General features: G+C 34.5%; 25 protein-coding genes and 1 pseudogene. 16 read left to right on the top strand and 10 right to left on the bottom strand.

Features of this window, described 5'->3' with window-relative positions; all coding sequences use genetic code 11:
• Positions 1–53: 53 nt before the first annotated feature.
• Positions 54–236, top strand: a complete 183-nt coding sequence (locus tag NHE85_RS10920) for a CsbD family protein (RefSeq protein WP_252812061.1) — start codon at positions 54–56, stop codon at positions 234–236.
• A 100-nt stretch (positions 237–336) separates the two neighbouring features.
• Here NHE85_RS10920 and NHE85_RS10915 read toward each other — a convergent pair whose 3' ends face one another.
• The 9 genes from NHE85_RS10915 to NHE85_RS10875 all read right to left on the bottom strand — a co-directional run bounded on the left by NHE85_RS10915 (position 337) and on the right by NHE85_RS10875 (position 5311).
• Entirely contained in the window at positions 337–759 is a 423-nt protein-coding gene (locus NHE85_RS10915; RefSeq protein WP_252812060.1) for a hypothetical protein, read from the bottom strand.
• Positions 760–844: 85 nt separating this feature from the next.
• Positions 845–1600, bottom strand: coding sequence for a LytTR family DNA-binding domain-containing protein (locus tag NHE85_RS10910; protein WP_252812059.1), 756 nt, complete (start codon positions 1598–1600; stop codon positions 845–847).
• A 42-nt stretch (positions 1601–1642) separates the two neighbouring features.
• Positions 1643–1963 carry a 2TM domain-containing protein gene (locus NHE85_RS10905; protein WP_252812058.1) on the bottom strand — a complete coding sequence of 107 codons (321 nt, stop codon included), beginning with the start codon at positions 1961–1963 and terminating at the stop codon, positions 1643–1645.
• 1 nt (position 1964) lies between these two features.
• Positions 1965–2285 carry a 2TM domain-containing protein gene (locus NHE85_RS10900; RefSeq protein WP_252812057.1) on the bottom strand — a complete coding sequence of 107 codons (321 nt, stop codon included), beginning with the start codon at positions 2283–2285 and terminating at the stop codon, positions 1965–1967.
• A gap of 1 nt (position 2286) precedes the next feature.
• Positions 2287–2604 carry a 2TM domain-containing protein gene (locus NHE85_RS10895; protein ID WP_252812056.1) on the bottom strand — a complete coding sequence of 106 codons (318 nt, stop codon included), beginning with the start codon at positions 2602–2604 and terminating at the stop codon, positions 2287–2289.
• The gene (locus NHE85_RS10890) at positions 2605–2928 is read right to left on the bottom strand and encodes a 2TM domain-containing protein (protein WP_252812055.1); all 324 of its coding nucleotides are present in this window, start codon (positions 2926–2928) and stop codon (positions 2605–2607) included.
• Entirely contained in the window at positions 2919–4271 is a 1353-nt protein-coding gene (locus tag NHE85_RS10885) for a 2TM domain-containing protein (protein WP_308219351.1), read from the bottom strand. The genes NHE85_RS10890 and NHE85_RS10885 overlap by 10 nt, the downstream gene beginning before the upstream one ends.
• Positions 4249–4668 (bottom strand): hypothetical protein, encoded by a 420-nt coding sequence (locus NHE85_RS10880; protein ID WP_252812054.1) that lies wholly within the window; start codon positions 4666–4668, stop codon positions 4249–4251. Before NHE85_RS10880 ends, NHE85_RS10885 begins: the two co-directional genes overlap by 23 nt.
• A 13-nt stretch (positions 4669–4681) precedes the next feature.
• On the bottom strand, positions 4682–5311 hold the full coding sequence (locus NHE85_RS10875) for a hypothetical protein (protein ID WP_252812053.1): 630 nt from the start codon (positions 5309–5311) through the stop codon (positions 4682–4684).
• 291 nt (positions 5312–5602) lie between these two features.
• On the opposite strand from NHE85_RS10875, the gene NHE85_RS10870 reads away from it, so the two are divergent.
• From NHE85_RS10870 to NHE85_RS10860, 3 genes are all read left to right on the top strand, one after another.
• The gene (locus NHE85_RS10870; protein WP_252812052.1) at positions 5603–6190 is read left to right on the top strand and encodes a hypothetical protein; all 588 of its coding nucleotides are present in this window, start codon (positions 5603–5605) and stop codon (positions 6188–6190) included.
• A gap of 104 nt (positions 6191–6294) precedes the next feature.
• On the top strand, positions 6295–7143 hold the full coding sequence (locus NHE85_RS10865) for a helix-turn-helix transcriptional regulator (protein ID WP_252812051.1): 849 nt from the start codon (positions 6295–6297) through the stop codon (positions 7141–7143).
• Positions 7144–7381: 238 nt separating this feature from the next.
• On the top strand, positions 7382–7894 hold the full coding sequence (locus NHE85_RS10860) for a hypothetical protein (RefSeq protein ID WP_252812050.1): 513 nt from the start codon (positions 7382–7384) through the stop codon (positions 7892–7894).
• On the opposite strand, the gene NHE85_RS10855 is transcribed toward NHE85_RS10860, so the two are convergent.
• Positions 7891–10044 (bottom strand): TonB-dependent receptor, encoded by a 2154-nt coding sequence (locus tag NHE85_RS10855; protein WP_252812049.1) that lies wholly within the window; start codon positions 10042–10044, stop codon positions 7891–7893. The two genes, NHE85_RS10860 and NHE85_RS10855, sit on opposite strands and share 4 nt — an antisense overlap.
• A 152-nt stretch (positions 10045–10196) precedes the next feature.
• Here NHE85_RS10855 and NHE85_RS10850 point away from each other — a divergent pair, with 152 nt between their 5' ends.
• The 12 genes and pseudogenes from NHE85_RS10850 to NHE85_RS10795 form a co-directional block, all read left to right on the top strand.
• A complete protein-coding gene (locus tag NHE85_RS10850; protein WP_252812048.1) occupies positions 10197–11369 on the top strand; it encodes a tRNA modification GTPase in 1173 nt (390 codons plus the stop codon).
• 38 nt (positions 11370–11407) lie between these two features.
• Complete coding sequence (locus NHE85_RS10845) at positions 11408–12715, top strand: chloride channel protein (protein ID WP_252812047.1); 1308 nt, start codon at positions 11408–11410, stop codon at positions 12713–12715.
• 1 nt (position 12716) lies between these two features.
• Positions 12717–13322, top strand: coding sequence for an HPP family protein (locus NHE85_RS10840; protein WP_252812046.1), 606 nt, complete (start codon positions 12717–12719; stop codon positions 13320–13322).
• Between the two features lie 60 nt (positions 13323–13382).
• Positions 13383–13763: a VOC family protein gene (locus NHE85_RS10835; RefSeq protein ID WP_252812045.1), complete on the top strand. Its 381-nt coding sequence runs from the start codon at positions 13383–13385 to the stop codon at positions 13761–13763.
• A 5-nt stretch (positions 13764–13768) separates the two neighbouring features.
• Entirely contained in the window at positions 13769–14158 is a 390-nt protein-coding gene (locus NHE85_RS10830) for a VOC family protein (protein ID WP_252812044.1), read from the top strand.
• 132 nt (positions 14159–14290) lie between these two features.
• Positions 14291–14836, top strand: a complete 546-nt coding sequence (locus tag NHE85_RS10825) for a plasmid pRiA4b ORF-3 family protein (RefSeq protein ID WP_252812043.1) — start codon at positions 14291–14293, stop codon at positions 14834–14836.
• Between the two features lie 111 nt (positions 14837–14947).
• Positions 14948–16006: a nucleoid-associated protein gene (locus NHE85_RS10820; RefSeq protein ID WP_252812042.1), complete on the top strand. Its 1059-nt coding sequence runs from the start codon at positions 14948–14950 to the stop codon at positions 16004–16006.
• Positions 16007–16143: 137 nt separating this feature from the next.
• Entirely contained in the window at positions 16144–18003 is a 1860-nt protein-coding gene (locus NHE85_RS10815) for a hypothetical protein (protein ID WP_252812041.1), read from the top strand.
• 93 nt (positions 18004–18096) lie between these two features.
• Positions 18097–19002, top strand: coding sequence for an ABC transporter ATP-binding protein (locus tag NHE85_RS10810; RefSeq protein ID WP_252812040.1), 906 nt, complete (start codon positions 18097–18099; stop codon positions 19000–19002).
• 6 nt (positions 19003–19008) lie between these two features.
• The gene (locus NHE85_RS10805) at positions 19009–19848 is read left to right on the top strand and encodes an ABC transporter permease (protein ID WP_252812039.1); all 840 of its coding nucleotides are present in this window, start codon (positions 19009–19011) and stop codon (positions 19846–19848) included.
• A gap of 131 nt (positions 19849–19979) precedes the next feature.
• Positions 19980–21581, top strand: coding sequence for a T9SS type B sorting domain-containing protein (locus NHE85_RS10800; RefSeq protein ID WP_252812038.1), 1602 nt, complete (start codon positions 19980–19982; stop codon positions 21579–21581).
• Between the two features lie 39 nt (positions 21582–21620).
• A pseudogene (locus NHE85_RS10795) lies at positions 21621–24677 on the top strand (hypothetical protein); the annotation flags it as partial.

Raw genomic sequence — 24677 nt, 5'->3', positions numbered from 1 at the left:
AGTTTAAGAGTTAAGCAGTTAACTTTACATTAAACAAATAAATAAAAGATACCATGCCAAATTCAACTGAACTTAGAGGAAACTGGGACGAGTTTAAAGGAAAACTAAAACAAAAATATGGCCAGCTTACAGACGACGATTTAGCGTATGAAGAAGGCAAAGAAGATGAAATGTGGGGAAAACTTGAAAAGAAACTGGGCAAAGCAAAAAAAGAAATTTTATCTTTATTTGAATAACCACTTTCCTTCAGGGATAACAACCACATAATCCGAAACTGTTCTATAAGTATTCAATATGCTTATCGAACAGTTTTTTATTTTATACACTCTTACATTTTTACGCTCTCTTACCAAAAGCTGCACTCCATGAACCGCAGCTCCACAAAGGCCAGGCAACCAATAACGGATGTAAAAACAGCCTTGTTAATCTCAAGCCGTCAGTATTAAGCCCAAATGCATCAACGTGATTAGCATATTGTGCATAATTGCCCGGAAATATAGCTATAAAAAATATCGTCGCAATCCACCCCACCGTTACTCTGAAACGCTTAAGGAAAATTAATGCAAGCCCTAACGATATTTCTACAATACCCGACAAAACTACAACCAAGTCATCTTCAAGAGGCACCCAATCCGGCACCTGGGCAAGAAAATCTGTACGGACAAAAGTAAGATGTCCGGTTCCTGTAAATAAAAGCAGACAGCCAAGAAGTATCCTGAAAATGTTTTGCGTTTTAGTGTAAGAAGCAGATGTTTCCATAGTAGTAAGTAATTAGTATACTCAAAGTTAACTACAAATCTCTTACGAAAGTTAATTTACTGACATTAAATATAATAAGAATAAATTATCCTAGCCACTCCCTAAAATCGGATACTCGTTCGCGGCTTACAATAACCTCATCCTCTTTATAAGTAGGCAAAGTAATTTTTAGTCTTGAATTAGTATATACCACTATATCTTTTATTACACTTACAGATACAATAAACTTACGGCTAACTCTAAAAAACTCAGCTGGGTCAAGCTCATTTTCTAATTGCTCTAGTGTAGTTTCCAACAGATAATCCCTATTATCTTTAGTATGTATATAAGTACCCTTATTTTCGCTGTAAAAGCACTCCACATCTTCCGTGTTTACCATTTTAAGATGCTGGCCGGTTTTAATAGTAAAACGCTTTTTATAAGCTTTTTCGGCGGGGTTTGCAAGCATCCGCTTTATCTGATCAAAATCTAAAGACAGGTTTTGTGATGCAGGCTGCCGTTCTTTATATTTATTTACCGCTGCTTCAAGATCATCTTCATCTATAGGCTTTAGTAAATAATCAATACTATTAAGTTTAAAGGCACGAAGAGCATATTCATCATAGGCAGTTGTAAATATAACCGCGCTGTTTATAGTTACAGCTTCAAAAATTTCAAATGAAAGCCCGTCTGATAGCTGAATATCTAAAAATATCAGATCCGGATGTTCGTTAGTGTTAAACCACGCTATAGATTCTTCAACAGAATGCAGCATAGTGGCCGCTTCCAGATTAAGCTTTTGTAATTTTCGCTGCAATAATCTTGCAGCCGGTTTTTCATCTTCAATTATTAAAACATTCATTTTGGCTGTTGGTTAATGATACTTATACATACTAAAAATAAATTACTCCCATGTATTTTTGGTAGTATTCTTTTTTTCCATCATCTCTTTTATCTTGCGCTCTTCCCAGCTTTTGCCAAGTACAATATCCGCCCCAAAAACACCATACCAATGAAAAAACAATCCTACACCCCAACAAATGGCTGTAGAAAAAGTAGCCCAGGTAAAAAAGTTTTCATCAGACTCAATATTAATAAGCTTAATTATTAATAAAAATATATTAACTGTCAGATATGCTATAAGGTGTTTGTAAAAACCCTGCATAGCTTTTACTTTCTTTCTTACTTTATCCGCTTTTATCTGTTCTTCTAATGAATTTTCCATACTATTCATACTTTGTGATTTTTTGATTTTGCTTATCTATAAATTCTTTAAGTTTACGTTCTTCCCACTCCTTAGGCAAAACATATTTACCTCCGTAAAGAACTATAGCATTTGATACTACTAAAAGACCGGCCACAAATGTTACAAAAAAGAGTGTGGGCATCCAAAAATAAGTTGGTGGAGATGTGTCAAATACCCAGGCCGTTAAAAAAATAGCGTTTACAGTACAGTAAACTCCTAAACGAAGATAAAAGTCCTTTATACTTTTTACTCTTTTATAAGCTTTCCAAAAATCAAGTTTTTTTTCTATTTTCTTTTCCATACTATTCATATCTGGTCAGATGTTTTTCTTTATCAATGAGTTTTTTAAACTTCTTTTCTTCCCAATTTTTAGAAAATACGTGCTTAGTTCCGAAGACTATTATAGAATGAGCCAAAACTATGAAACCAGATATTACAGTTGTAATAAAAAATGTAGTTCTCCAGAATGTTTCCGGCATGAAAGATTCAAAATACCAATATATCAGCAATGAAATGTTCACGGTACAATAGGCCGCCAAATGCACGTAAAAGTTCTTTAGTTGTTCAACTCTTTTATAAGCTAACATTATTTTTAGTTGCTTTCTAAAATCATTTTCCATTTACTCATATTTAGCTTTTTGTTCATCTCTTTTATTCATTTCATCCATAAGCTGTTTAAGCTTTCTCTCTTCCCATCCTCTTCCCAGGAACGGATACCAGTCAAATGCGCCCATACCGTGAAAAGCAACACCTACGCCCCACCCTGCCAGCGAAAACCAAAACCACTGAAATTGTGGCATGAATCTCAAATTGACGTATATAAGTATTGGCATTATCAAACAGTAACAAGTCAGGTTTACATAAAACCCTTTAATTTCTTTTACTTTTCTTTTTGCTTTGTCATAAGCTATTTTATCAAAATCTTCCATAATAGTTATTGCCATTTTTTAGATTTCTCCTTATCCATTAATTCTTTCATTTTACGCTCTTCCCAGTCACTACTTAGAAACGGCATGTAATTGAATACATTTATACCATGTATTACCAATCCAATTCCCCATCCTAAAGCAGGATATAAAAACCATAAATGTTGTGAGGAGGTAGCAAAATTTAATACCGCAAGACCTATATTTACCACAATATATGCTGCAAGGTTACCGTAAAATCCTTTTATTTCCTCTATCTTCTTTTGCGCTTTGAGATAGTTGCTTTCTTCTTTATTATAATGCGAGAGTTCCATAACGGAAACCTGTTTTGTTAATATTGGCAATTTCACTCCAAAATGTTCCTGGGTTTGTTCTACTGCAACTCTTCTGGTAGTTAAAATTGCATAGCGGCTTACTATATTTTGAAGCCCCACTCCTTTTCTTTGCTGCAACACTTCTTTTTTCTGAAGATTGTTTTGTACAACCAGATAACCGTCTTTTTCAAAAATTTTTATATGTAAGGGCCTTTGCGGGCTTGCAACATTATGCTTAATAGTATTCTCTAACAATAACTGAAGTGACAACGGCACCACTTTACCGTCTTCGTTAAGTATTGTTTGTGGTGCTTCATAGAATAAACTGTTCTCAAACCTCATTTTAAGCAGGTTCATATATGTTTTTGCAAACGAAAGCTCTTCCTGCACGCTTACCAATTCTTTATCTTTTTGCTCAAGCACGTAACGATATATTTTAGATAATGAGGTCGTAAACCGTTGCGCACTATCCGGATTTTCTTCTATAAGTGAACTAAGTACATTAAGGCTGTTAAAGAGAAAATGAGGATCTATTTGGTTTTTTAAGGTTTCAAACTGTGCCGAGGCTGTACCTGCAATTATTTTTTGTTCTTTTAATCTACTCTCCTGATACCTTTTATAGAAATAAAAACCATGAACTATAACCGTAATAACAAGCGTAAGCAGCATTGCTAAATAATAATTGGAAAGCTTCTCTGTAGCTATAAATTCCTTTAAAGTTTTATTTTCAATAACTACATCTTCAAAAATCCGCAATAGGAACATAATAAACACTGAAACTACAAACGATGTAATAAAACCAAGAAATATTCTTTTTACATTTATTATAACCCTACCAAAAGCCTTATCAAAAAAATTGAATATATAAGAGTTTGCAAGGTATAGCGTTAATGAATAAAGCATTATATAAAGAAAATTAACCAGCAGATAATGATTCCAGGTAATAGCTTTACCCTTAGCCATAGCAACAAATAACAGTACAATAAATATTATTATACCAAGCCCTATTGCTTTTAATGTTTCTTTAAATAACCTTTTCATCATCATTTTTGATTAATTCCTTATCTCTTTGCTGCATCATAATTTTCATCAGCTGCCACATTGAACCCACAAACCAGAATATTGATATAAACAGTAACCAATGGAGAACCTCTGTAGTTCTAACTATTGCCTTGTTATACCTTTGCAGCAATTTTAAAACTTTTTCCGGAGTTGCTATCTCCTCTACAGTCTCAGGATAGCCAAAAGTACTTAAAGAAGGCGTCATAGGTAAGGAAAATAATAATACTGCCATAAGCACTCCAAACATTATAAGCATTATCTGCATATCTTTTAATTTATCCCGCAATGGGTCTCCAGTACGGTGTTTTACAATTCTTGGATAAATTATAGCTCCAATTATAAAAGGTATTAAAATCCATGCTAAGTCGATGTTTTGTAACATTAAGTGTATTTTTTTATTTTTTGCATTCTTTTAATTTTGCCTCTGCCCTGTCCTGTCCCCAGCTCGGATAAAATTGCCCTTGCGGTTTAAAGGTAGTAAAAAGACTAACAGCACGTTCTACTTCTTTACACATAGGTGTAGTATCCTGTCCGAAATATGCTGCTCCTCCCATCTCAAATTCAGCTTTAGAAAACACTACTCTTGGATTATCAGGAGCTAACATTAATGCCTTTGCGTACAGCTCATTTGCCTTAGCAGAATATTTCATTCCGTTTACCATAGGGTCATATACTATCCAGGCAGTATAAATTAGACACTGCGTAACCATAAGCTCAGGATTATCCGGTGAAAGTAAAATGGCCTCATCCTGTGCAGATTGTGCTTTAGCAAGTAAAGCCGTAATTTTTTCTTTATCCTTAGTTTTAAAAGACTCAATAGTGTTTATAAAAGAAACATAATAATTAGGCAGCCAATTATCTTTTTCCACCGCTGCGATTCTTTCAAATAAAGCTGATGCCTCAACGGGCTTATCTTCGCCCCACAATTCAAAAGCTTTTTTCATACCCGCTTCATACTTAGACTGCGAGTGAGCTGTAAGCGTACCTGCAATCGTTAAAACAAATAATGTAATAATTCGTATCATAATTATAATTTTTAGGTTGTTGTATTTTGATGAAACAAATATGCCAACTATTTACAACCTATTAAAAAGTGTTTAACCCAACTGTAGAATTTTAAGGATGAATTGTTTTACTTATTAAACATAACAGGTTCCTGTGGGATTTTACTTTATTAACAAATAAATTACTTAAAAAAATCACAATTTTTTTGCTCTTTAAATTAATTTACTCAACCAACTTATTGTTTTAGTTAGTATATTTGATAAAATTATTGCCAACTATTTGATATTATACCAATTAAAAAATCAAAAGAAATGAAAGCCTCTTTACTTAAAGCGCTGTTTATTACGTTTTTTTTTGCATCATTATCCAGTTGCAGTAATGGTATAGATAGTGATGGAAAAAATCCAAATGGCAATGGAACATCTTCATCTTTAAGCGGCTCTTATAATATCATTTCAATGATGTCTGATTTGAGTGTAGATTTAAATAATGATGGGTATTCCTCTAATAATTTAATGGAAGAAATAGATCCGGCTGTTTTTGATTCTTCTTTGCCGGAACTTGAAATAAAACCTGTTGTTTATAATAATCAGATAGAGGATTTAATGAGTTTCTACCTTCCTCATTCTACAGTTACTGTTTCAACACCTAACAAACCCGGATCTGCAAAATTTACCCGCAATGGCTTAGGGTATGTATATAAATTTGATAAAAATACCCAAACGGTTTCCATTGAAGATAATGATGTAAATCAGGATCCTGCAATATATGGACATATGGAAAGTGTTACTGTAATAGGTAATAATAAACTCAAAGCTGTATTTACCAAATACTATTATGACTTTTCTTCGACACAATGGAGACTTCTAACTATTACCTGTATTTATATTAAATTTTAAAAAATAATATAAATAAGGTTCTATTTTGTTTTTTTCGTAAAAATTAGCTTTCTCGTTAGGGTAAACAGTTTTGATGCTGTTTGTCATAAAAAAATGCCAAACACATGAATCAAAGAGAAATACCAAAAACAGATGCCGTATCATTACCGCATCCTAATAAGCTTTTAATAATTGAGCCGCTCGATTATCCAAACCCTTATGATTTTCACACTCCCCATCGTCATGATTATTTCGAAATAATCCTTGTAAAAAGCGGCAATGGCTTTCAGCTTATTGACTTTACCCCATACGATATACATGCAGGACAGCTTTTCACAGTATATCCCGGGCAGGTTCATTTATTACAGCGAAATTCTGCAGAGGGAATGATAATACAGTTTAGGAAAGATATATTTGAGTTCATACATCCTTTAAAGCATTCACATTTATATTTTTCTCAGCCTGCCTTTAATCTGGATAATTATACATTTTCACATTTATACAGTCTTACCAAAAATATATGGCAATTATTACAAAAAGAAGAATTGTCTCCTTTTTCAATTCATAAAGCTTATAGCTATCTGCAAATTATACTCATTACCTTAACCGAACTACACAATGATACTGTATCATTACAGGAACATCAGATAGTTACGCAGTTTCTTTCTTTTTTACCACAAAATATTAAATCTAAAAAGAAAGTATCTGAGTATTGCGACCTGATGGGAACTAATGCCGATAAACTGAATTTTGCCTGCAAGAACAGCTTAGGTAAAACTGCCCTTAAGCTTATTCATGAAGAATTAATACTGGAAATAAGGAGATTGTTATTGCTTAACCAGTTGTCTTTAAAAGAAATTGCGTACGAACTTAACTTTGACAGTCCCGCAAATTTTAGTGGTTTTATAAAGGCTAATACAGGTCTTACTCCTACAGAACTTCAGGCTTCTATTCTAAAAAAAGTATATAATTAAATTGTGGTTGTAGTCAGTGTGACAATAAATTTATAAGCATTCATGGCTTTTCTATAACTACTACCTCAATTAAAGAGTATATTTTTACTACAACAAATCAGGCATGGATTAATTAATTTTTTATATGATAGTGCTTTACCTAGGGCATGATTGTTTTTAATTTAGGTTTAGGTAAAAAAAACAGGGCTTTACGTCCTGTTTTTTTGTAGGTTTATATTCTAAATTATCTAAAATAAAAATGAAGAAGATAGTCCTGCCCCTATTGCTTATGGTTGCGTGCTTTAGCTGTAGTAAAACAAATAAAAATAGTTTACCGTTTGACAGCTTTGTGTATTCGTATTCAGCAATGAATATGGAGTATTCTGTAAAATTTAATAATAGTGATACAGTCTATTTTCAGAAACGTTATCCAAACCCCAAAACCAACTATTACGCAATAATAAAAGATGCTGAAAGAGATAGTATCACAGCTTTAATACAAAAAATAGATTTCACAAAATACAATGCTATTTATCAACAGGATAATCTTAAAGATGGTAACGGGTTTAAATTTTATACTATAAAAGACAATAAAACCAACAGTATATATGTATATGGCAATAAAGCTCCAAAAGAGCTTTATCTTAATGCTGCAAAATTTAATGAGTATGCTAAACGTTTCAACTTTCAGCCTTACAATGGTAAAGTAAATTTTGGAGATCTAAGCAATATTGAACTTCCCGTAGCACCTATACAGAAACAGCCTAATTAAAGGTTATTAAGCTGATTTTTTGTTTTATCATCACTTATAGTCCAGAAAAAACCAACAAAAAAGAACCTGCTTGCCGGTTGGGTAATTGCCTGTCTCGCATATAGTCCGTCGGTTCCGGGGTTATTAGCATAAGTATATCCGAAAATATTATTACTGCCGGTAACATTTGACACTGAAAAGTATACAATTTTCTGAGGGCTTAAAAGCCAAGCCCAGCTTAAACTAAGGTTATTATAGCTTTTGGTTTTTCCATTCATAAAAACTGTCTCATTAGGGTTGTTGTACGGCCTGCCATTATTAAAAGTATGTGTAACCCCCAATTGAGATCGTAAACTATTTATCCAGTATTTACCTACTACAGAAAAGTTATGTTTTGCAATATAACTCGGAGTAACGCTATATTCATAGTTTTTATAATCTCTTTTACTATCAATAAAAGAATATGAAAACCAGTATTCTAAATTTTTAAATGTTTTGTTATCTCTCCAAAAAAGATCTATTCCTTTTGCAAAGCCATAACCGGAATTATTATAAACCGAATTATATTGAGCAGTTAAATCATTGTATTTAACCAAATTATCGTATTTTTTATAATAAGCTTCTGCCCTAAACATTCTGCCATCGGTATTATACAGATAATTAAATATGTAATGAGCCGTTTTCTCATGTTCAAAGCTTTGATAATACTTTAAATAATCCTGTTTGGGAGTTTGGTAAAAGTCGCCATAGGCAACAGAAAACTGGCTTTTAGTGCTTACTTTATAGGCCAGCGCAGCACGAGGTTCAATAGTACCTTCTGACAATACACTTGCATAAGAAGTTCTCAATCCTGCTTTAAAAGCAAATTGCTTTGATATAAAAATATCTGTTTCTGCATATGCCGCAGCAATAGAATTAGTATATCCGCTGTTATAAGCAAAACCATTGGGCTCGTTATAATCTTCATTAAAATGGGTAATAAAATAATCACTACCAAAAGTCAGCTTAATTGTATTATTAAAGCTTTTGCGCAGTTTAATTTTTAAATGAGAGCTGTGCTCACCGTTTGTAATAGTATTTTCATTTAATCCTATATTGTTATGACTGTAGCCATAAGCCAGTCCGGTTTGTATGGTCCATTGCGTGCCAAACATACCTTTATAAGAAGTGTTAAAATAAAAATTATCATTTGTAATATCCGTTTTTACAGGCTGTGGCTCATTAATATTATCCTGATTTAAATTAAAATTGGCATGATCAAAAGCGGCATATACTTTTAGCATTCCGCTATTAAATTTATAACGATAAACACTTTCACCTGATAGTGACCTGTAAGGTTTATTCCAATCTACTTTTTGAGGCACAATCCATTGATATGGAGTCAGATCTATATAAGCTAAATTAAAACTTAAAGAACTTTTCTCCCACTTTTGAGTATTGCCAAGTCCTAATCCAACAGTCATTAAAGAAATATCTGTTTGTTCCTGTACAGGCTCTTCAATAGTATTAAGCAATAAAACACTTGACAGAGCCTCTCCATATTCCGCCGAATACCCGCCTGTAGAAAATGTCATTCCACTAAATAAAAAAGGTGAAAAACGCCCCCTTGTTGGCAGGTTATTAGCACTGGCTCCATAAGGCTGGGCAACACGCAGACCATCTACAAAAGTTTGAGTTTCATCCGACTCCCCGCCACGAACATATAATCTGCCGCTTTCTCCTACCGTTTGTGTTCCGGGCAATGTTAACAGTGCCCCAACAATATCTCCGGCAGCACCTGCCGTGGTAACAATATCCAAAGGTTTAAGGGCAGTTACCTTACTATTATCTCCTGCCTGAAAAGAGCCTGCCGAAATAACTACAGCATCAAGCGTATTGACACTTTCTTTCATTATAAAGGTTTGTGCTTTATAACTTTCTATATTAATGGGCTGCTTAACATCCTCATAAAAAAGCAGTGTTATAACCAGAGTCTGTTCACCAGTTTCTGCAGTTTCAAATTCAAAATAGCCATTTTCATTAGTTGTGGCACCATCATAAGTACCATCTATATATACATTTGCTCCCTGTAGTAAATGGCCTTTAGCATCGGTAAGTGTACCTTCAATTTTAACTTGTGCTGCTGTTGAAAGCAAAGTCATTAAAAATAAAATAGTAATAATCGGTTTCATGATTCTGGTGTTTTGTCAGGTCAAATTTGCATTACTATAATATTCTTTCATAAAAAATAATTCTCAATTGTAGATTTTTGAGGACGAATCGTACAAAATCAAAAAAAACACTACTTTCGTGGCAACCAATTATAACAAACACCAACCTAATCATGAAAAAGGCTATTGCCCTACTAATGCTACTATTACCTGTTTTAGGTATATCACAAATTACATTTCAGCCAGGTTATTTTATAGAAAGAGGTATTAAAAAAGAATGCCTTATAAAAAACATAGCATGGAAAAACAATCCTGTAAGTATAGAATATAAGTTCTCTGAAAATGAAGAATCTGCTGTAAAAACTATTGATCAGATTAGCGAATTTAGTGTTAACAATACTTATAAATTTATTCGTTTCACTGTAAATATAGATCGTTCACCTGTTGAATTGCGACAATTAAGCTATACTAAAGAACCAGATTGGCAAACCGAAACAGTTTTCTTAAAAGTACTTGTAGAAGGAAAAGTGACACTATACCAGTATGAGGATGGTAATTTAATAAAATATTTTTTTAGTAAAGATGACAATACCAAGGCCGAACAACTTGTTTTTAAAGAATATTTGTTAGATGGAGATATTGCTAAAAACTCAATGTTTCGCCAGCAATTGTACAATCTTATGATGGATGGTACTATCAACAGAAAAAAGTTTGAAAGCCTGAGCTATAATAAGAATACATTGGTAAAACTTTTTAATGAATATAACGGCAATACAGGAGAAAAAGTAAATGATCACACTTTAAAACAAAACAGAGGAGACATAAACCTTAGAATTACACCGGGAGTAAGCCTTACATCATTAAACATTTCAAATAACCTTTCAGATAATTATTATAGTTTTAATAGTAAAGTTACTTATAGGATTGGTGCCGAATTAGAATATATTTTACCCTTTAATAATAATAAATGGTCTCTTTTTATTGATCCTAATTATCAATTTTATAATAGTGATGAAGAAAAAGGAAACCAAAAAATGAAAATTGAATACACCTATATTAATTTACCTATTGGAGCAAGACATTATATGTATTTAAATGAAAAATCTAAATTTTTTATTGATGCTGCATATACGCTGAGCTTTTCTCTGGGTGATAATTATATTCAGTATAGTGGCAGCATACTTGACATTCAGAGCAACTCAACACTTTCATTAGGAGGTGGATTTAGTTACGACAGATACAGCATAGGAATAAGGCATAATTTTAACCATCAGATAATAAATTATGCTTACTGGAATGCAAAATATAGTACAACAAGCATTATACTGGGTTACAAATTGTTTTAATTACTTTTATACGATTTCTTTATATTAACATCTGTCTGATGTTTACTTTTGCATGTATAAATATATTTACCGCAATGTATCATCATTCTATCAGAGAGAAATACAATCTGTCAAAATACTCCAAACTCATAATAGCCTCTATTGTTGTAGGTTTTCTGGCAGCTTTTTTGGCTATCTCGCTAAAACATATAACCGAACATTATGAAGAAGCGCTTTTACACAGGGCACAATACCAGAAAATTTATCTGGTATTATTTCCTTTTGCAGGGCTGTCGCTTATTTATATACTAAGACAGTATTTATTTAAAGGGAAGGAAAATAAAGGAATTAAAGAAGTTTTTGAAAGTACTGCCTCAGGAAAAAAATTACCAGCGTATAAAATTCCTTCGCACTTTATAAATGGTTTACTTACTGTCAGCTTTGGGGGTAGTACGGGCATTGAAGTATCAACAGTTGTTGCTACTGCTGCTATTGGTTCATTAGCTCAGGAAAAAGAAAAAATATTTAATAAATATAAAAAAGAACTTATTTGTGCAGGCATTACTGCCGGGCTTACTGCTCTTTTTTGCAGCCCCTTAGCCGGTATTCTGTTTGCTTATGAGGTAATTGCTAAAAAAGTAAGCAAAGTATTTTTAATAACTAACCTGCTTGCTGCCGGTGTAGCCTTTTGTTTTATTGCAATAACTAATGAAAAACCGCTTTTTGAACTGAATATAATGCACTGGAACCTATATGCCCTGCCCTACTTTATAGTTTTGGGGTTATTATGTGGAATAAATTCCATCTATCTCACACGTTGCGTGATATTTTTTAAAGCACAGTTTGCTAAGATTGCAGGTCATTATTATAAAATACTCATAGCTTCAGCGCTAATTAGTTTTATGCTGTTTATTTTCCCTCAATTATATGGCGATGGATACCATGCCATGAAAGAAAACCTGCTTACAGCAAATACACTGGTATTAACCCTGCCGCATATAACTTTATTTACAGGATTATTGCTGTTTAAGCCAGTAATTACATCTGTAACGCTTTCTGCGGGAGGTGACGGAGGTGTTTTTGCTCCAAGCCTTTTTATAGGCGCTTTTATAGGTTTATTTTTTGCTGCGTTTTTAAATACATATTTTAACGCAGGCGTTATACCTGTAAACTTTATGGTAATAGGCATGGCTGCTATGCTTAGCGCAAGCATACATGCTCCTTTTACAGCATTATTTTTGGTTTGTGCAATTATAAATGATTATACCTTGTTTATGCCTGTTCTGTTAGGAACATTAGTTGCAAAATATTCTGCTAAAGCTATATATCCTTATACAGTATATTCTTTAGCACCTGTAAAAAAATAATATGCCTTTAAAAACAATAAAACGCAGTTACCACAAAACTAAATATGTAGTTTATAGGGAAACACTAATAGACTTTAAAGAACATTTTTGGGCTTTTTTAGGATCTTTTGCAGGAATGGGCATAATAGCCTGGCTGCAATATAAAGCATTTCCCCAACAGGATATTGTATTTCTGATAGGTTCATTTGGAGCATCATCTGTTCTTGTTTATGGAGTAATACAGAGTCCGCTGGCACAGCCCAGAAACTTAATAGGAGGCCATGTAATATCTGCAATTATAGGCGTTTCAATACAAAAATTATTGCCCGAAATGATATGGCTCTCAGCTCCTCTTGCTGTTTCCTTATCCATCGTACTTATGCAGATAACCAAAACGCTGCATCCTCCGGGTGGTGCAACCGCTCTTATTGCCGTTACAGGCAGCCCACAAATAAAAGCATTGGGTTATGAATATGTAATAAATCCTGTATTTAGTGGAACTTTAATACTATTGGTTACAGCACTTATTTTTAACAACATTACAAAAAACAGGCAGTATCCCTCGCCCCATGCTATTCATAAATTCGGGAGGTTTAAAAAATATCTGAAAAAGTCAATAAAAGGATAAATTTTATGAAATTGAAAGTTAAGCTGTTATCTTTGAAATAGTAATATAAATCAAACCGACATGAATATTCCATCTAATTATCTTCCGGTTATGCCTTATCTCATTCTTGATAAAGCTGCCGATTTTTTTGATTTTTCAAAGAAAGTGTTTGAAGCACGCGAGCAGCTGATTGTGCCCGGTGAAGGTGAACGCTCAATTATGCATGGTGAAATACGTATAGGTGAAGCTGTAATAATGTTTGCGCAAAGCAACGAGAACTGGAAACAAAAAACGTCAGCTATGTTTCTGTTTGTAGAAGATCTGGAAAAGGTATACAACCTGGCCTTAGAGCATGGAAGTATATCGCTGCAAAAACCTGAAAACAAAGAATATGGCTACTCCGCAGGTTTTGAAGATCCTTTTGGCAATCAATGGTGGATAACCGAAGCAGAATACATGTAATAAAAATGCTTAACATTAAAAAAATTCATCATGTAGCCATAATCTGTTCTGATTACGAAGCATCAAAATATTTTTATACCAAAGTAATGGGGTTTGCCATTCTTGCAGAAAATTATCGTGAAGAGCGGCTATCATATAAACTTGACCTTGCAGTAAATGATACTTATGCAATAGAACTGTTTTCATTTCCCGATCCGCCGGAAAGAATATCACAACCGGAAGCGTCAGGCCTCCGCCATCTTGCTTTTGAGGTAGACACTATTGAAGAAGCTATACTTTGGCTTAAAAGCAACGGTGTAACTTGTGAGCCTGTAAGGACAGATGAATTTACGGGTAAAAAATTTACTTTCTTTTCTGATCCCGATAATTTACCTCTTGAATTTTACGAAAGGTAACTAATTTATTTAGAGGGTAATCCGTTGAAAAAATTTAAAGATTTAGCCTTCGTTAAACAAAAAAATATAAAAATCCAAAATCCAAAATAGGAATTTATAGATTACCTTTGGGTTTTACAAAATACTTGAATCATGCTTTATAAATTCAGAGTTATACTCGATGCTGAAGAAGACATCTTTAGGGACATTGCTATAATGGATACCGACACACTTGAAGACCTGCACAATGCCATTGTTAATGCTTTTGGCTTTGACGGAATGGAAATTGCATCGTTTTACAGGAGTGACGAAGAATGGACACAGGGAGAAGAAATTCCATTGTTTGACACCGGAGATGTACCGGGTGAGCAAAAAACAATGGCTGAACATATACTTGCCGATAACCTTGATGAGATGGATAATAAGATTATCTATGTATATGACTTTTTAAATATGTGGACCTTCTTTGTTGAGCTTGCTGCTATTGAGGAACCTGAAAGTGGTGTAGCATACCCTGAGTTGCTTTTTGCACATGGTGAAATGCCCGCAAACGCCCCCGAACATGCTTTTGGCGTAGAGGGTGAAGAAGATGACCTGTATGGAGAATTTGATGATGACTATGACGAGGAAGATATGGACATGTTTGATGATGATAATAACTTTGGCGACATAGGCATGGACGACCACAACTGGAATTAAATCAAGAAAGCCAAAAGCCAGTTACCTGAAACATCTATATAAAATTAATCACAAAACTGTTGCATAAACTTTGTAGCTATGCAACTTTGATATTTTGCTACTTTTAAAAAAATGATCAATCTTTTTAATGCGCACATAGAAAACCTTTCTGTACACAGAGTAGGCAATAAAAGCAGAAACGAAGCTATATTTTTATCTGAGCAGGCTTATAGCCTTAATGATGAAATTCTTCCTCTTTTAAAAGAATACTTTTTTAAACCATTCAGGGATAAGGAAGAAAACTATTTTCAGTTTGCACATGATGTTCATTTAGATTACCATGATATGTACAAACTTGCTTCAGAGATATTTGAAAATCCTGAATCGGCACATGAGGTATCTAAAAAAATAACCAAACATCTTTTTGAGCAGTCAAACCATCCGCATATTAAAAACGGAGAGGTATATGTTACGTATCTTACCCATGTAACTATTGATAATAATCCTGTTGATGCAATAGGAATATTTAAAAGCGAAATAAAAACAGATTTCCTTCAGTTTGAAGAAAAAGGCTCTAACCTTGAATTATTATTACAACAGGGTATTAACCTTAATAAACTGGATAAAGGCTGCCTTATTTTTAATTATAAAAAAGAAGACGGGTATAAAATATTAACAATAGACAGCAACCGTTATGATGCGCGTTACTGGCTGGAACATTTTCTTTCTGTAGATGCTTTTCAGGATGAGAACTTCATCACTAAAAAGTACCTTAAATTTTGCCAGGACTTTGCTAAAGATGTAGTATTGCCTGCCGAAGATAAAAAGCAGGAGGTTATGTTTATGAACAGGGCTGTTAACCACTTTGCAAAAAATGATGATTTTGAAGAAACTAAATTCTTAAATGAAGTACTGGATAATCCTGACCTTATACCTGAATTTAAAAATTATAAGGTAGAAAAGGCTCCTAAATACAGCATTGAAGATGTTACTTCTTTCCCTATTGCCAATGCCGCAGTTACTGACGCAAGAAAAAAAATAAAGAATGTGATAAATCTGGATACTAATATTCAGATTAAAATGGACTTTATAAATCCTGAAAGCGCAGAGAAATTTGTTGAAAAAGGCTGGGATGAAGAAAAACAGATGTATTACTATCTTGTTTATTTTAACAAAGAGCAAAAATCCTGATTTTTATTAAAAATACTTAAAGAGGCTTTGGCCTCTTTTTTGTTGTTAAAACATTCGTAAAAGAAAAGCTGCAACTCACTTTTATGTTTTTATTAAACTAATATTTCCTAAATTCATCCATAATTCAGGGTAACTATATGGCCATAAAACTCAGACTGATTTTATTGCTGGCATTTTTTGCTATTACCCCGTCATGGTCTCAGGTTACCACACAAAAAGATACAGTGAAGGAGAAAAGAGACCAGATGTATAAAAAAATTGAAAACTATTCTAAACGAAAAAAGTTTACAAAATTTATACATAAACTTATTTTCAAGCCGGTTACAAAGCAGACTCCTTCTCAGGCACGTAGAAAAATAAAGGAAGAGACTCCGGAAATGACAAATACATTTAAACAGTTTCAGGGAAAAATTGTCCGTAAAATTAATGTAGAAACCCTCGACCCTTTCGGCTATTCAATTAATGACACTACCAAAAAGCCAAACACTTGGCTTGAACGTACGGGCAATAGCATTCACCTTAAAACAAAACAGCTCACAATTAGAAATTTATTGCTAATTAAAAGAAACAAGCCTCTGGATTCACTATTGGTTAAAGAATCCGAGCGTTTAATAAGAAGCCAGCGCTATACCCGAAGGGTTGTTATACGTCCCGTTGCGGTAGCTACCAGTAAAGACTCTGTAGATTTAGATATAAGGGTACTTGATTCATGGAGCCTTATACCTAATGGTTCATTTTCAAGTTCAAGCACATCTATAGAGCTTACAGAAAGAAACTTTATGGGATTGGGCCATGAATTCAGAAATGATTTTGATAAAAAGTTTAATACAGGACAAACATCTTACCTGGCCAGATATACTATTCCTAATATTATGAATACTTATATAAATGCCAGCATAAACTATGAAATATGGAAAAGCGATAATTCTCTTAAAAGTGTAGGCCTTGACCGTAAGTTCTTCTCTGCATATACCAAATGGGCAGGAGGTGTATATTTTGAGTCACGAATGCAGCAGGACTCTTTACCCAATAAAAACAATGACTGGGCAATACAAAATTTCAGATCGGATGCGCAGGACTACTGGGCAGGTTATTCCTTCAAAATATATGAAGGAGAAAGTGAAGAAGAGCGTACTACCAGGCTTGTTACCACGGGCCGCTTTTTTACACAGCATTATAAAGAAAGGCCTTCTTTAGAATATGATTCCATTGGTTTTTTCTCTAATGAAAAACTTTATTTAGCAAGTATAGGTTTAACATCGAGAAAGTTCGTTCAGGATAAATTCCTTTTTAATTATAATATCGTTGAAGATATACCTATAGGTAAAGTATATTCTATTACCAGTGGTGTACAGCATAAAAATGATGAGCATCGTATTTATCTGGGAGGAAGATATGCTTTTGGTAATTATTATAACTGGGGATATTTTAGCCTTGATGCACAAATTGGCACCTTTTATTATAAAGACCGTACAGAGCAGACTGCCCTTACATTCAATATGCTGTATTTTAGCAATATAAAAGACTGGGGCAACTGGCGTTTCAGGCATTTTATAAAACCTACAATTGTTTTTGGTGATAACAGGATGCCCATAATTAAAGATCAGCTGAATCTTAATGGCGATACCGGAATACAGGGATTTAATTCCAGAACATTACTGGGTACCAAAAAATTTATTTTAACACTGCAGACACAATCCTACTCACCCTGGAATGTTTTTGGTTTCCGTTTAAATCCATTTGCCAATTTCAGCATGGGTATTATAGGCGACGAACAAAACAAGCTGTATGACAGCAAAATATATACTACGTTTGGGCTGGGCCTACTTATTTATAATGACTACTTAATTTTTAACAGCTTTCAGCTTTCTTTTGCCTTTTATCCTTCAATACCCAGTGAAGGACAGAATATTTTTAAAACTAATTCATTTAAAAACACTGATATTCAGCTGCCTGATTTTCAGGTTGGCAAGCCTACTGTTGTTCCTTATCAATAGAGAATTAATTCTGGTTTTTTATTTCTTTTGGTATTGCCGGTAACAAAAGATGTTTACTCTCGTCTAACTAAAAGAACTATAAAACCAACTATTTTGGAAACTATATTAACTATAAATAACCTTGATAAAAGGTTTGGTAAGATACATGCCGTTAAAAATGTTTCGTTTGAGATAAAAAAAGGAAACGTATATGGAATTTTAGGCCCCAATGGAAGTGGAAAATCGACAACATTAGGCATTATACTTAATGTGGTTAACAAAACAGCTGGTAATTACAGTTGGTTTGGGGGAACTATGGAAACCCATGAAGCATTAAAAAAAGTAGGGGCTATTATAGAAAGACCTAACTTTTATCCTTACATGTCTGCTTATGACAATCTTAAACTTGTATGTAAAATAAAAGGAGCTCACTTATCTAAAATAGATGAAAAACTGGAACTTGTCGGCCTTATAGAAAGAAAAGACAGTAAGTTCAGAACCTTTTCCTTAGGGATGAAACAGCGCCTGGCTATCGCTTCTGCTTTGTTAAATGATCCTGAAATTTTAATTCTTGACGAACCTACAAACGGACTTGATCCTCAAGGTATAAGACAAATAAGAGATATAATAAGGCACATAGCTTCATTGGGCACTACTATATTACTTGCTTCACACCTTTTAGATGAAGTAGAAAAGGTATGCAGCCATGTAGTGGTTTTAAGAAACGGAGAAATATTATATACAGGCAGCGTTACCGGGATGACTGCCAATGAGGGCTTTTTTGAACTTCAGGCTGACGATAACGAACAGCTTAAAAATATTTTATTAGAGCATCCTGCGATAGCAAAAGTTGAAGAAACAGAAGGAAAACTGATTGCATATCCTCACTCTCCTTTAGAGCCAGGCGAATTAAACAGCTACCTTTTTTCAAAGGGTATTTGCCTGAGTCACCTGGTAAATAAAAAATACAGTCTTGAAGAGCAATTCCTTCAGTTAACTTCTAACCAACCTTCAAACTAACACATCATGAAACGACTTTTAAATATAGAGCTTCAGAAATTATGGAAAAACAGAGCAAGTAAAATATTGATATTTACTTACTTTATTTTATTATCATTTATTGCTTTATTAGCATCTGTAAATTTTAAAATCATAGGAATAGATTTTCGCCTTGCAGATCAGGGAATATTTAACTTCCCGTATATATGGCATTTCAATACCTATATGGCAGCGCTGCTAAAATTTTTCCTGGCAGTAGTTATAGTATCCATGATGGCTAACGAATATACTTATGGCACATTAAAGCAAAATCTTATAGACGGCTTAAGTAAAAAAGAATTTATAGCCTCTAAATTTTATACTGTATTGCTTTTTGCTTTAGGCTCTACAATTTTTGTTTTTATAATGTCTCTTATTTTAGGATACACATTTTCATCTTACAATGAATTTTCAATAGTAATAACAGATTTAGATTATATAGTCGCCTATTTTGTTAAACTATCTGCTTTTTTTGCTTTCTGTTTATTTATCGGAGTTTTAATAAAGAGGTCTGCATTTGCAATAGGTTTTGTATTTGTTTGGTGGATTGCAGAAAATATAATCAGAGGATTACTGCATTGGAAAGTATTTAGCAATAAAACTACAATAGAGATAGTTATGGGCTTTTTCCCTTTAGAGTCTATGAACAATCTTGTTAAAGAGCCTTTTACGCGATTTCAGGCCTACAAAGCGATAGAAACTCAGATGTCAGGAACTCAAAATCTAAAATATTATGGTACACATTGGTATGAATATGTAATAGTACTGTTTTGGTTGGCTTTCTTTGTATATATGTCTTACAGGATACTCAAAAAAAGAGATTTATAATTTCATTTTCACAACACATTGTAATAAAGGGTAATTTTTTAGTAAAAGGTTACCCTTTATGCATTTAACTTAATATTAGCTTAGTGTAAATCAATATCTTTACAACAAAAAAGTTAACCGTTACCCTTGCTATGAAATTCAAATTTATATTCAGTATGCTGTTAATCTTCAGCATATATCCGCTATTGGCCCAAAGTGATTGTACTGATGCCATTACAGTATGCGGAAACACAGGCTACTCAGGCCTTACTGCTACCGGTTCCGGATCGCAGCAGGAACTTTCTTTTAGTAATAATGACTGTGAAGGCCTTGAAACAAACAGCCTCTGGCTGAGGCTTCCAATCAATACGGGCGGCACTCTGGGCTTTATACTTACCCCAAGCAGCTCAAGCGTAACTATAGATTTCGACTTTTATATTTTTGGACCTCAGGCTACATGCGCCAATTTAGGGCACGCCATACGATGTTCTACCACAAATCCCGAAGCATCAGGAGCCATTAATAACCAAACCGGCCTCAATGAAGATGAATTTGATATTGCCGAAGGTCCCGGCCCAAATGGTAATAATTTTATAAACTGGCTGACAGTGGAAGCTGGTGATGTTTACTTTCTGGTTATAGACAGGCCAATAGGCGCCAGCGATTTTTCTATAGAATGGACAGGAACTGCAACATTTAATGCTGCCCCGGTTTTTAATAATCCGCAGGCGGAAGCACTTGATATTTTACAATGTGATAATGATACAGTAGATGATGAAATAAGTGTTTTTGATCTTACCAAAAATGAAACAATGCTGGTTAATAATCAGTTTGATTCTTCCTTAACCTATCATGAAAGTATTAATGATGCTATATTAGGAATTAATGCCATTCAAAATCCTGAGGCTTATCCTAATACAAGTAATCCTCAGACTATTTATATGCGTTTACAGCGAAATGCTACAGAATGTTTTGAAGTGCTTGATTTTAACATAGAGGTCACCAATCCTGTAGTAGCCGGAGAACCTGAAGATTTAACCCTTTGTGATTTTAATGAGACAGGCGTACAAAAATTTAATCTTTCGGCAAATGATAACTTAGTAAGAGATGGCAATACTACTGCAGCAGTTACGTATTATGCAACTCAGTTTGATGCCGAATCGGGAACGAATGCATTACCTGCTCAATATGAATCAGGTTCAAAAACTATTTGGGCAAGGCTTGAAAACACGGAAGGCTGCTATGGACACGATATAACATCATTCACTATAACAGTTACACCATTGCCTGATATTATTTATACTTTGGATATTAAGGATTTTACTAATAATGACAATGTTATAAATGTAGTTATGCCCAATGCTGAAGATTATGAATTTTCATTGAACAATAGCACTTTTACCGATGAAACTTCTTTTACTGGCTTAGAACCAGGTCCTTATACTATTGCTATAAAAGCTAAAAGCGGATGTAAAACCGTAACAGAAGATGTTATTATACTTAATTATCCGAGATTTTTTACACCTAACGGAGACAACAAAAATGAAACCTGGCGGATACCTTATTTAAGCTTACAGCCACAGGCAAAAGTTACTATTTTTGACAGGTATGGTAAAGTAATAACAGGCTTTAGAGGCAGCGGTGGCTGGGACGGTACATTAGACAATGTTAAGCTGCCCGCAACTGATTATTGGTTTGTGTTACAACTAGATAGTGGACGAATTATTAAAGGGCACTTTGCGATGATACGATAATTTTTTCTAAATTTATAGAAAAATTAACATTGCTATGCTGTGAAGATTACCTATGCACTAATATTACTGCTTCTTTTTGGCTTTACCTCATATGCCCAGAACGACTGTCCTGAGGCTATAATAGTATGTGGTGATGCCAATTATTATGACCTTGAAGCTATTGGTATAGGTGACTTTCCTGAAATAAATTTTAATAATGCCTGTTCAAGTGGTGAGAATAATTCCATATGGCTTAAAATACAGATTAACCAAGGGGGAACGTTAGGATTTATTCTTACACCTGAAGAAGATGACCTGATTATAGATTTTGACTTCTGGTTATTTGGGCCTATTCAGGATTGTAATGATATAGGTACTGCCATACGATGTTCTACAACAAATCCTATTCAGGCAGGCCTTGATTATATCACTACAGGTATGAACGAAACCGAAACGGATATATCTGAAGGCCCCGGTCCCGATGGAAATGCATTTGTGAACTGGATAACGGTACAGGATAATGAGTTTTATTTTTTAGTTGTAGACCGCCCGCATGGCTTTGGTAATTTTTCTATGGAATGGACAGGTACAGCAACTTTTCACACCGTACCCGTATTTCTTAATCCTGACGGCATTCCTTTAGACATGCAGCAATGTGATAAAGACGGAGTAAATGATAATACTGCAACTTTTGATCTTACTATTTACAACGATATGTTTATAGGTAGTCAAAGTCCTATGGAAATTACGTATCATGATGATTTAGACGGTGCAACAACAAATACAAACCAAATAACATCTCCCGAAGCATATCAGAACGTATCTAATCCGCAAACTGTTTATTTACGGATGACTAACACGGTAACAGGATGCTATTCTATTCAGACTTTCAATATAGAGGCAACCTATCCTATAACAACAGGTATTCCCGAAGATCTAAATTTATGCGATAGTAATAAAAATGGTATAAACACTTTTGACCTATCTCTTAATGATACTAATGTGAAAGGTGTAAACCCCTCTTCATCCATAGTCACCTATTATACTTCTGAAGAAGATGCTTTATCAGGAAGCAATCCTGTAGGCCCCATGTTTGACAATCAGACTCCGTATACTGCTCAGACTATCTGGCCAAGACTGGAAGATGCAGACGGATGTTTTAATTATGACTTTAATACATTTACTATAAATATTATTCCTTCTCCTATTATCAATAATCCTGATAATATATCTTTTGACCAGGATAAATGTGACCTTGATGATGTAAACGACAATTCCACGCCGTTTGACCTTACTTTACATGCCGAAGTAATGAAGGGTGATCAGGATACAGTAGAAATTACATATTATGACAATGAAGACGATGCCGAAACAGGAACTAATTTTATTACACACCCTACCAATTATTACAATATAACAAATCCGCAGACTATTTATACAAGGCTTACTGATGGAATAACAGGATGCTACACAATTGGCACTTTTGAAATTAATATTCTCCCTACTCCAACTATAAATCCACATTCAGCTTTAGCTGAGTGCGATTTTAATAATGATGGTTTTACACAGTTTAACCTTATACCAGTACTACAGCAAATAGAAAATGATTTAGGAAATGTTACGGTAACCATTCATGAAACTCCTGAAGATGCTTTTTTTAATGTAAATAGTATTCCAAATACTGATAATTACACTAATATTGATCAAAATAATCAAACGCTTTATATACGTGCAGAATCTATAATTGGCTGCTTTGATATTGCTGAATTACAATTGATCGTTAATCCTGTTCCTGAAGCGATAACTCCATTACCCTATGCTTTATGCGATGATGGCATTAACGATTCTGACGGGCAGGCTATTTTTGATCTTACCAGCAGGGCTGTTGAAATCTTAGGCTCCTTAGATCCTGCCCAATATAGCCTTACCTACCATTTAAACGCTAATGATGCTGCTTTGGGAACGCCTGGAATACTTAACCCGGTAAATTATCTGTCAAACAGTAAAATAGTTTATGTAAGGGTAACCAATAACGCTACGGGTTGCTATGATATAGTACCCTTAGAGCTTATTGTAAATTCTTTGCCTGTCTTAATAACAAATCAGCTTACTTATACACTTTGTGACATAACTGCCCCTGCTAACAATGAAAAAGAAATATTTGACCTAACTTCAAAAATTCCTGAATTCATAGCCGATCAGGGCAGCGTTACAACCACCTTTCATACAACTTTTAATGATGCTCAGGATAATATAAATATGATTGATGAGCCATGGGCCTATCAAAATCAGGAACAAGGGGTAGAAACTATTTTTGTACGTTTTACTTTTGACGATACTTCCTGCTACAGAATCGGCTTTTTAGATATCCGGGTGGCGCCACTTCCTATTATTCTCGAACCAACACAGGATGACCTTACAGTATGTGATACCAACGGTCAGGGTATAGGAGAATTTGATTTGAGTGCACTAATACCGGACATGATGAACAATGAGCCAAACCTTGAAATTTCTTTTCATGAAACAGCCGACGATGCTCAAAATGGCGTAAATGCCATACCAAATCCTGATAACTATACAAATGCGTCCCCTTATTTGCAGTTCATCTATGTAAGGGTTGTAGAAAGCCAATATAAATGTTTTAATACATTCATGCTGACGCTGATGGTAGCCCCTGCACCACAGGCGCCTTCACTGGAGGATCTTACCTTCTGTGATGATGCGGACAACAACGGACAGGACGGCAAACGCAGGGTAGACCTTACGGTACAGAATGCCGTAATTGCCGATGCCCTTGGCCTTACCATACCGGATGATCTTATTGTAGAATACTATACCACCGAGACAGGAGCCAACAGCGGCCTAGCCAACAGGATCACCAACCCTGCCACTTATATGGGCTCAGACCAGCAGGTGATCTGGGTAAGGGTAGAAGACCCCGTAACGGGCTGCTACAGCGTAGAGAGCTTCATGCTTATCTTCAATGCACCGCATGCCCTTACCACCCCGAGCCCTCTTGCTATCTGTAACGAGGCCCTTCCAAACGACGGCCAGGCCGAGTTTGACCTTACGGTAAGGGAAGACCAGCTTTTAGGCCCATCAGGCATCGGGCAGGGG

It is taken from the genome of Flavobacterium sp. NRK1 (assembly GCF_024054175.1).
Lineage (GTDB): Bacteria > Bacteroidota > Bacteroidia > Flavobacteriales > Flavobacteriaceae > Flavobacterium.
The sequence above is the reverse complement of the archived record's forward strand: the minus strand, read 5'-3'. Positions and strand labels throughout refer to the sequence as shown.

Coding starts and splice junctions, on each gene's coding strand:
- NHE85_RS10920 (WP_252812061.1), top strand. CDS start 54: ATGCCAAATTCAACTGAACTTAGAGGAAACTGGGACGAGTTTAAAGGA.
- NHE85_RS10915 (WP_252812060.1), bottom strand. CDS start 759: ATGGAAACATCTGCTTCTTACACTAAAACGCAAAACATTTTCAGGATA.
- NHE85_RS10910 (WP_252812059.1), bottom strand. CDS start 1,600: ATGAATGTTTTAATAATTGAAGATGAAAAACCGGCTGCAAGATTATTG.
- NHE85_RS10905 (WP_252812058.1), bottom strand. CDS start 1,963: ATGGAAAATTCATTAGAAGAACAGATAAAAGCGGATAAAGTAAGAAAG.
- NHE85_RS10900 (WP_252812057.1), bottom strand. CDS start 2,285: ATGGAAAAGAAAATAGAAAAAAAACTTGATTTTTGGAAAGCTTATAAA.
- NHE85_RS10895 (WP_252812056.1), bottom strand. CDS start 2,604: ATGGAAAATGATTTTAGAAAGCAACTAAAAATAATGTTAGCTTATAAA.
- NHE85_RS10890 (WP_252812055.1), bottom strand. CDS start 2,928: ATGGCAATAACTATTATGGAAGATTTTGATAAAATAGCTTATGACAAA.
- NHE85_RS10885 (WP_308219351.1), bottom strand. CDS start 4,271: ATGATGATGAAAAGGTTATTTAAAGAAACATTAAAAGCAATAGGGCTT.
- NHE85_RS10880 (WP_252812054.1), bottom strand. CDS start 4,668: ATGTTACAAAACATCGACTTAGCATGGATTTTAATACCTTTTATAATT.
- NHE85_RS10875 (WP_252812053.1), bottom strand. CDS start 5,311: ATGATACGAATTATTACATTATTTGTTTTAACGATTGCAGGTACGCTT.
- NHE85_RS10870 (WP_252812052.1), top strand. CDS start 5,603: ATGAAAGCCTCTTTACTTAAAGCGCTGTTTATTACGTTTTTTTTTGCA.
- NHE85_RS10865 (WP_252812051.1), top strand. CDS start 6,295: ATGAATCAAAGAGAAATACCAAAAACAGATGCCGTATCATTACCGCAT.
- NHE85_RS10860 (WP_252812050.1), top strand. CDS start 7,382: ATGAAGAAGATAGTCCTGCCCCTATTGCTTATGGTTGCGTGCTTTAGC.
- NHE85_RS10855 (WP_252812049.1), bottom strand. CDS start 10,044: ATGAAACCGATTATTACTATTTTATTTTTAATGACTTTGCTTTCAACA.
- NHE85_RS10850 (WP_252812048.1), top strand. CDS start 10,197: ATGAAAAAGGCTATTGCCCTACTAATGCTACTATTACCTGTTTTAGGT.
- NHE85_RS10845 (WP_252812047.1), top strand. CDS start 11,408: ATGTTTACTTTTGCATGTATAAATATATTTACCGCAATGTATCATCAT.
- NHE85_RS10840 (WP_252812046.1), top strand. CDS start 12,717: ATGCCTTTAAAAACAATAAAACGCAGTTACCACAAAACTAAATATGTA.
- NHE85_RS10835 (WP_252812045.1), top strand. CDS start 13,383: ATGAATATTCCATCTAATTATCTTCCGGTTATGCCTTATCTCATTCTT.
- NHE85_RS10830 (WP_252812044.1), top strand. CDS start 13,769: ATGCTTAACATTAAAAAAATTCATCATGTAGCCATAATCTGTTCTGAT.
- NHE85_RS10825 (WP_252812043.1), top strand. CDS start 14,291: ATGCTTTATAAATTCAGAGTTATACTCGATGCTGAAGAAGACATCTTT.
- NHE85_RS10820 (WP_252812042.1), top strand. CDS start 14,948: ATGATCAATCTTTTTAATGCGCACATAGAAAACCTTTCTGTACACAGA.
- NHE85_RS10815 (WP_252812041.1), top strand. CDS start 16,144: ATGGCCATAAAACTCAGACTGATTTTATTGCTGGCATTTTTTGCTATT.
- NHE85_RS10805 (WP_252812039.1), top strand. CDS start 19,009: ATGAAACGACTTTTAAATATAGAGCTTCAGAAATTATGGAAAAACAGA.
- NHE85_RS10800 (WP_252812038.1), top strand. CDS start 19,980: ATGAAATTCAAATTTATATTCAGTATGCTGTTAATCTTCAGCATATAT.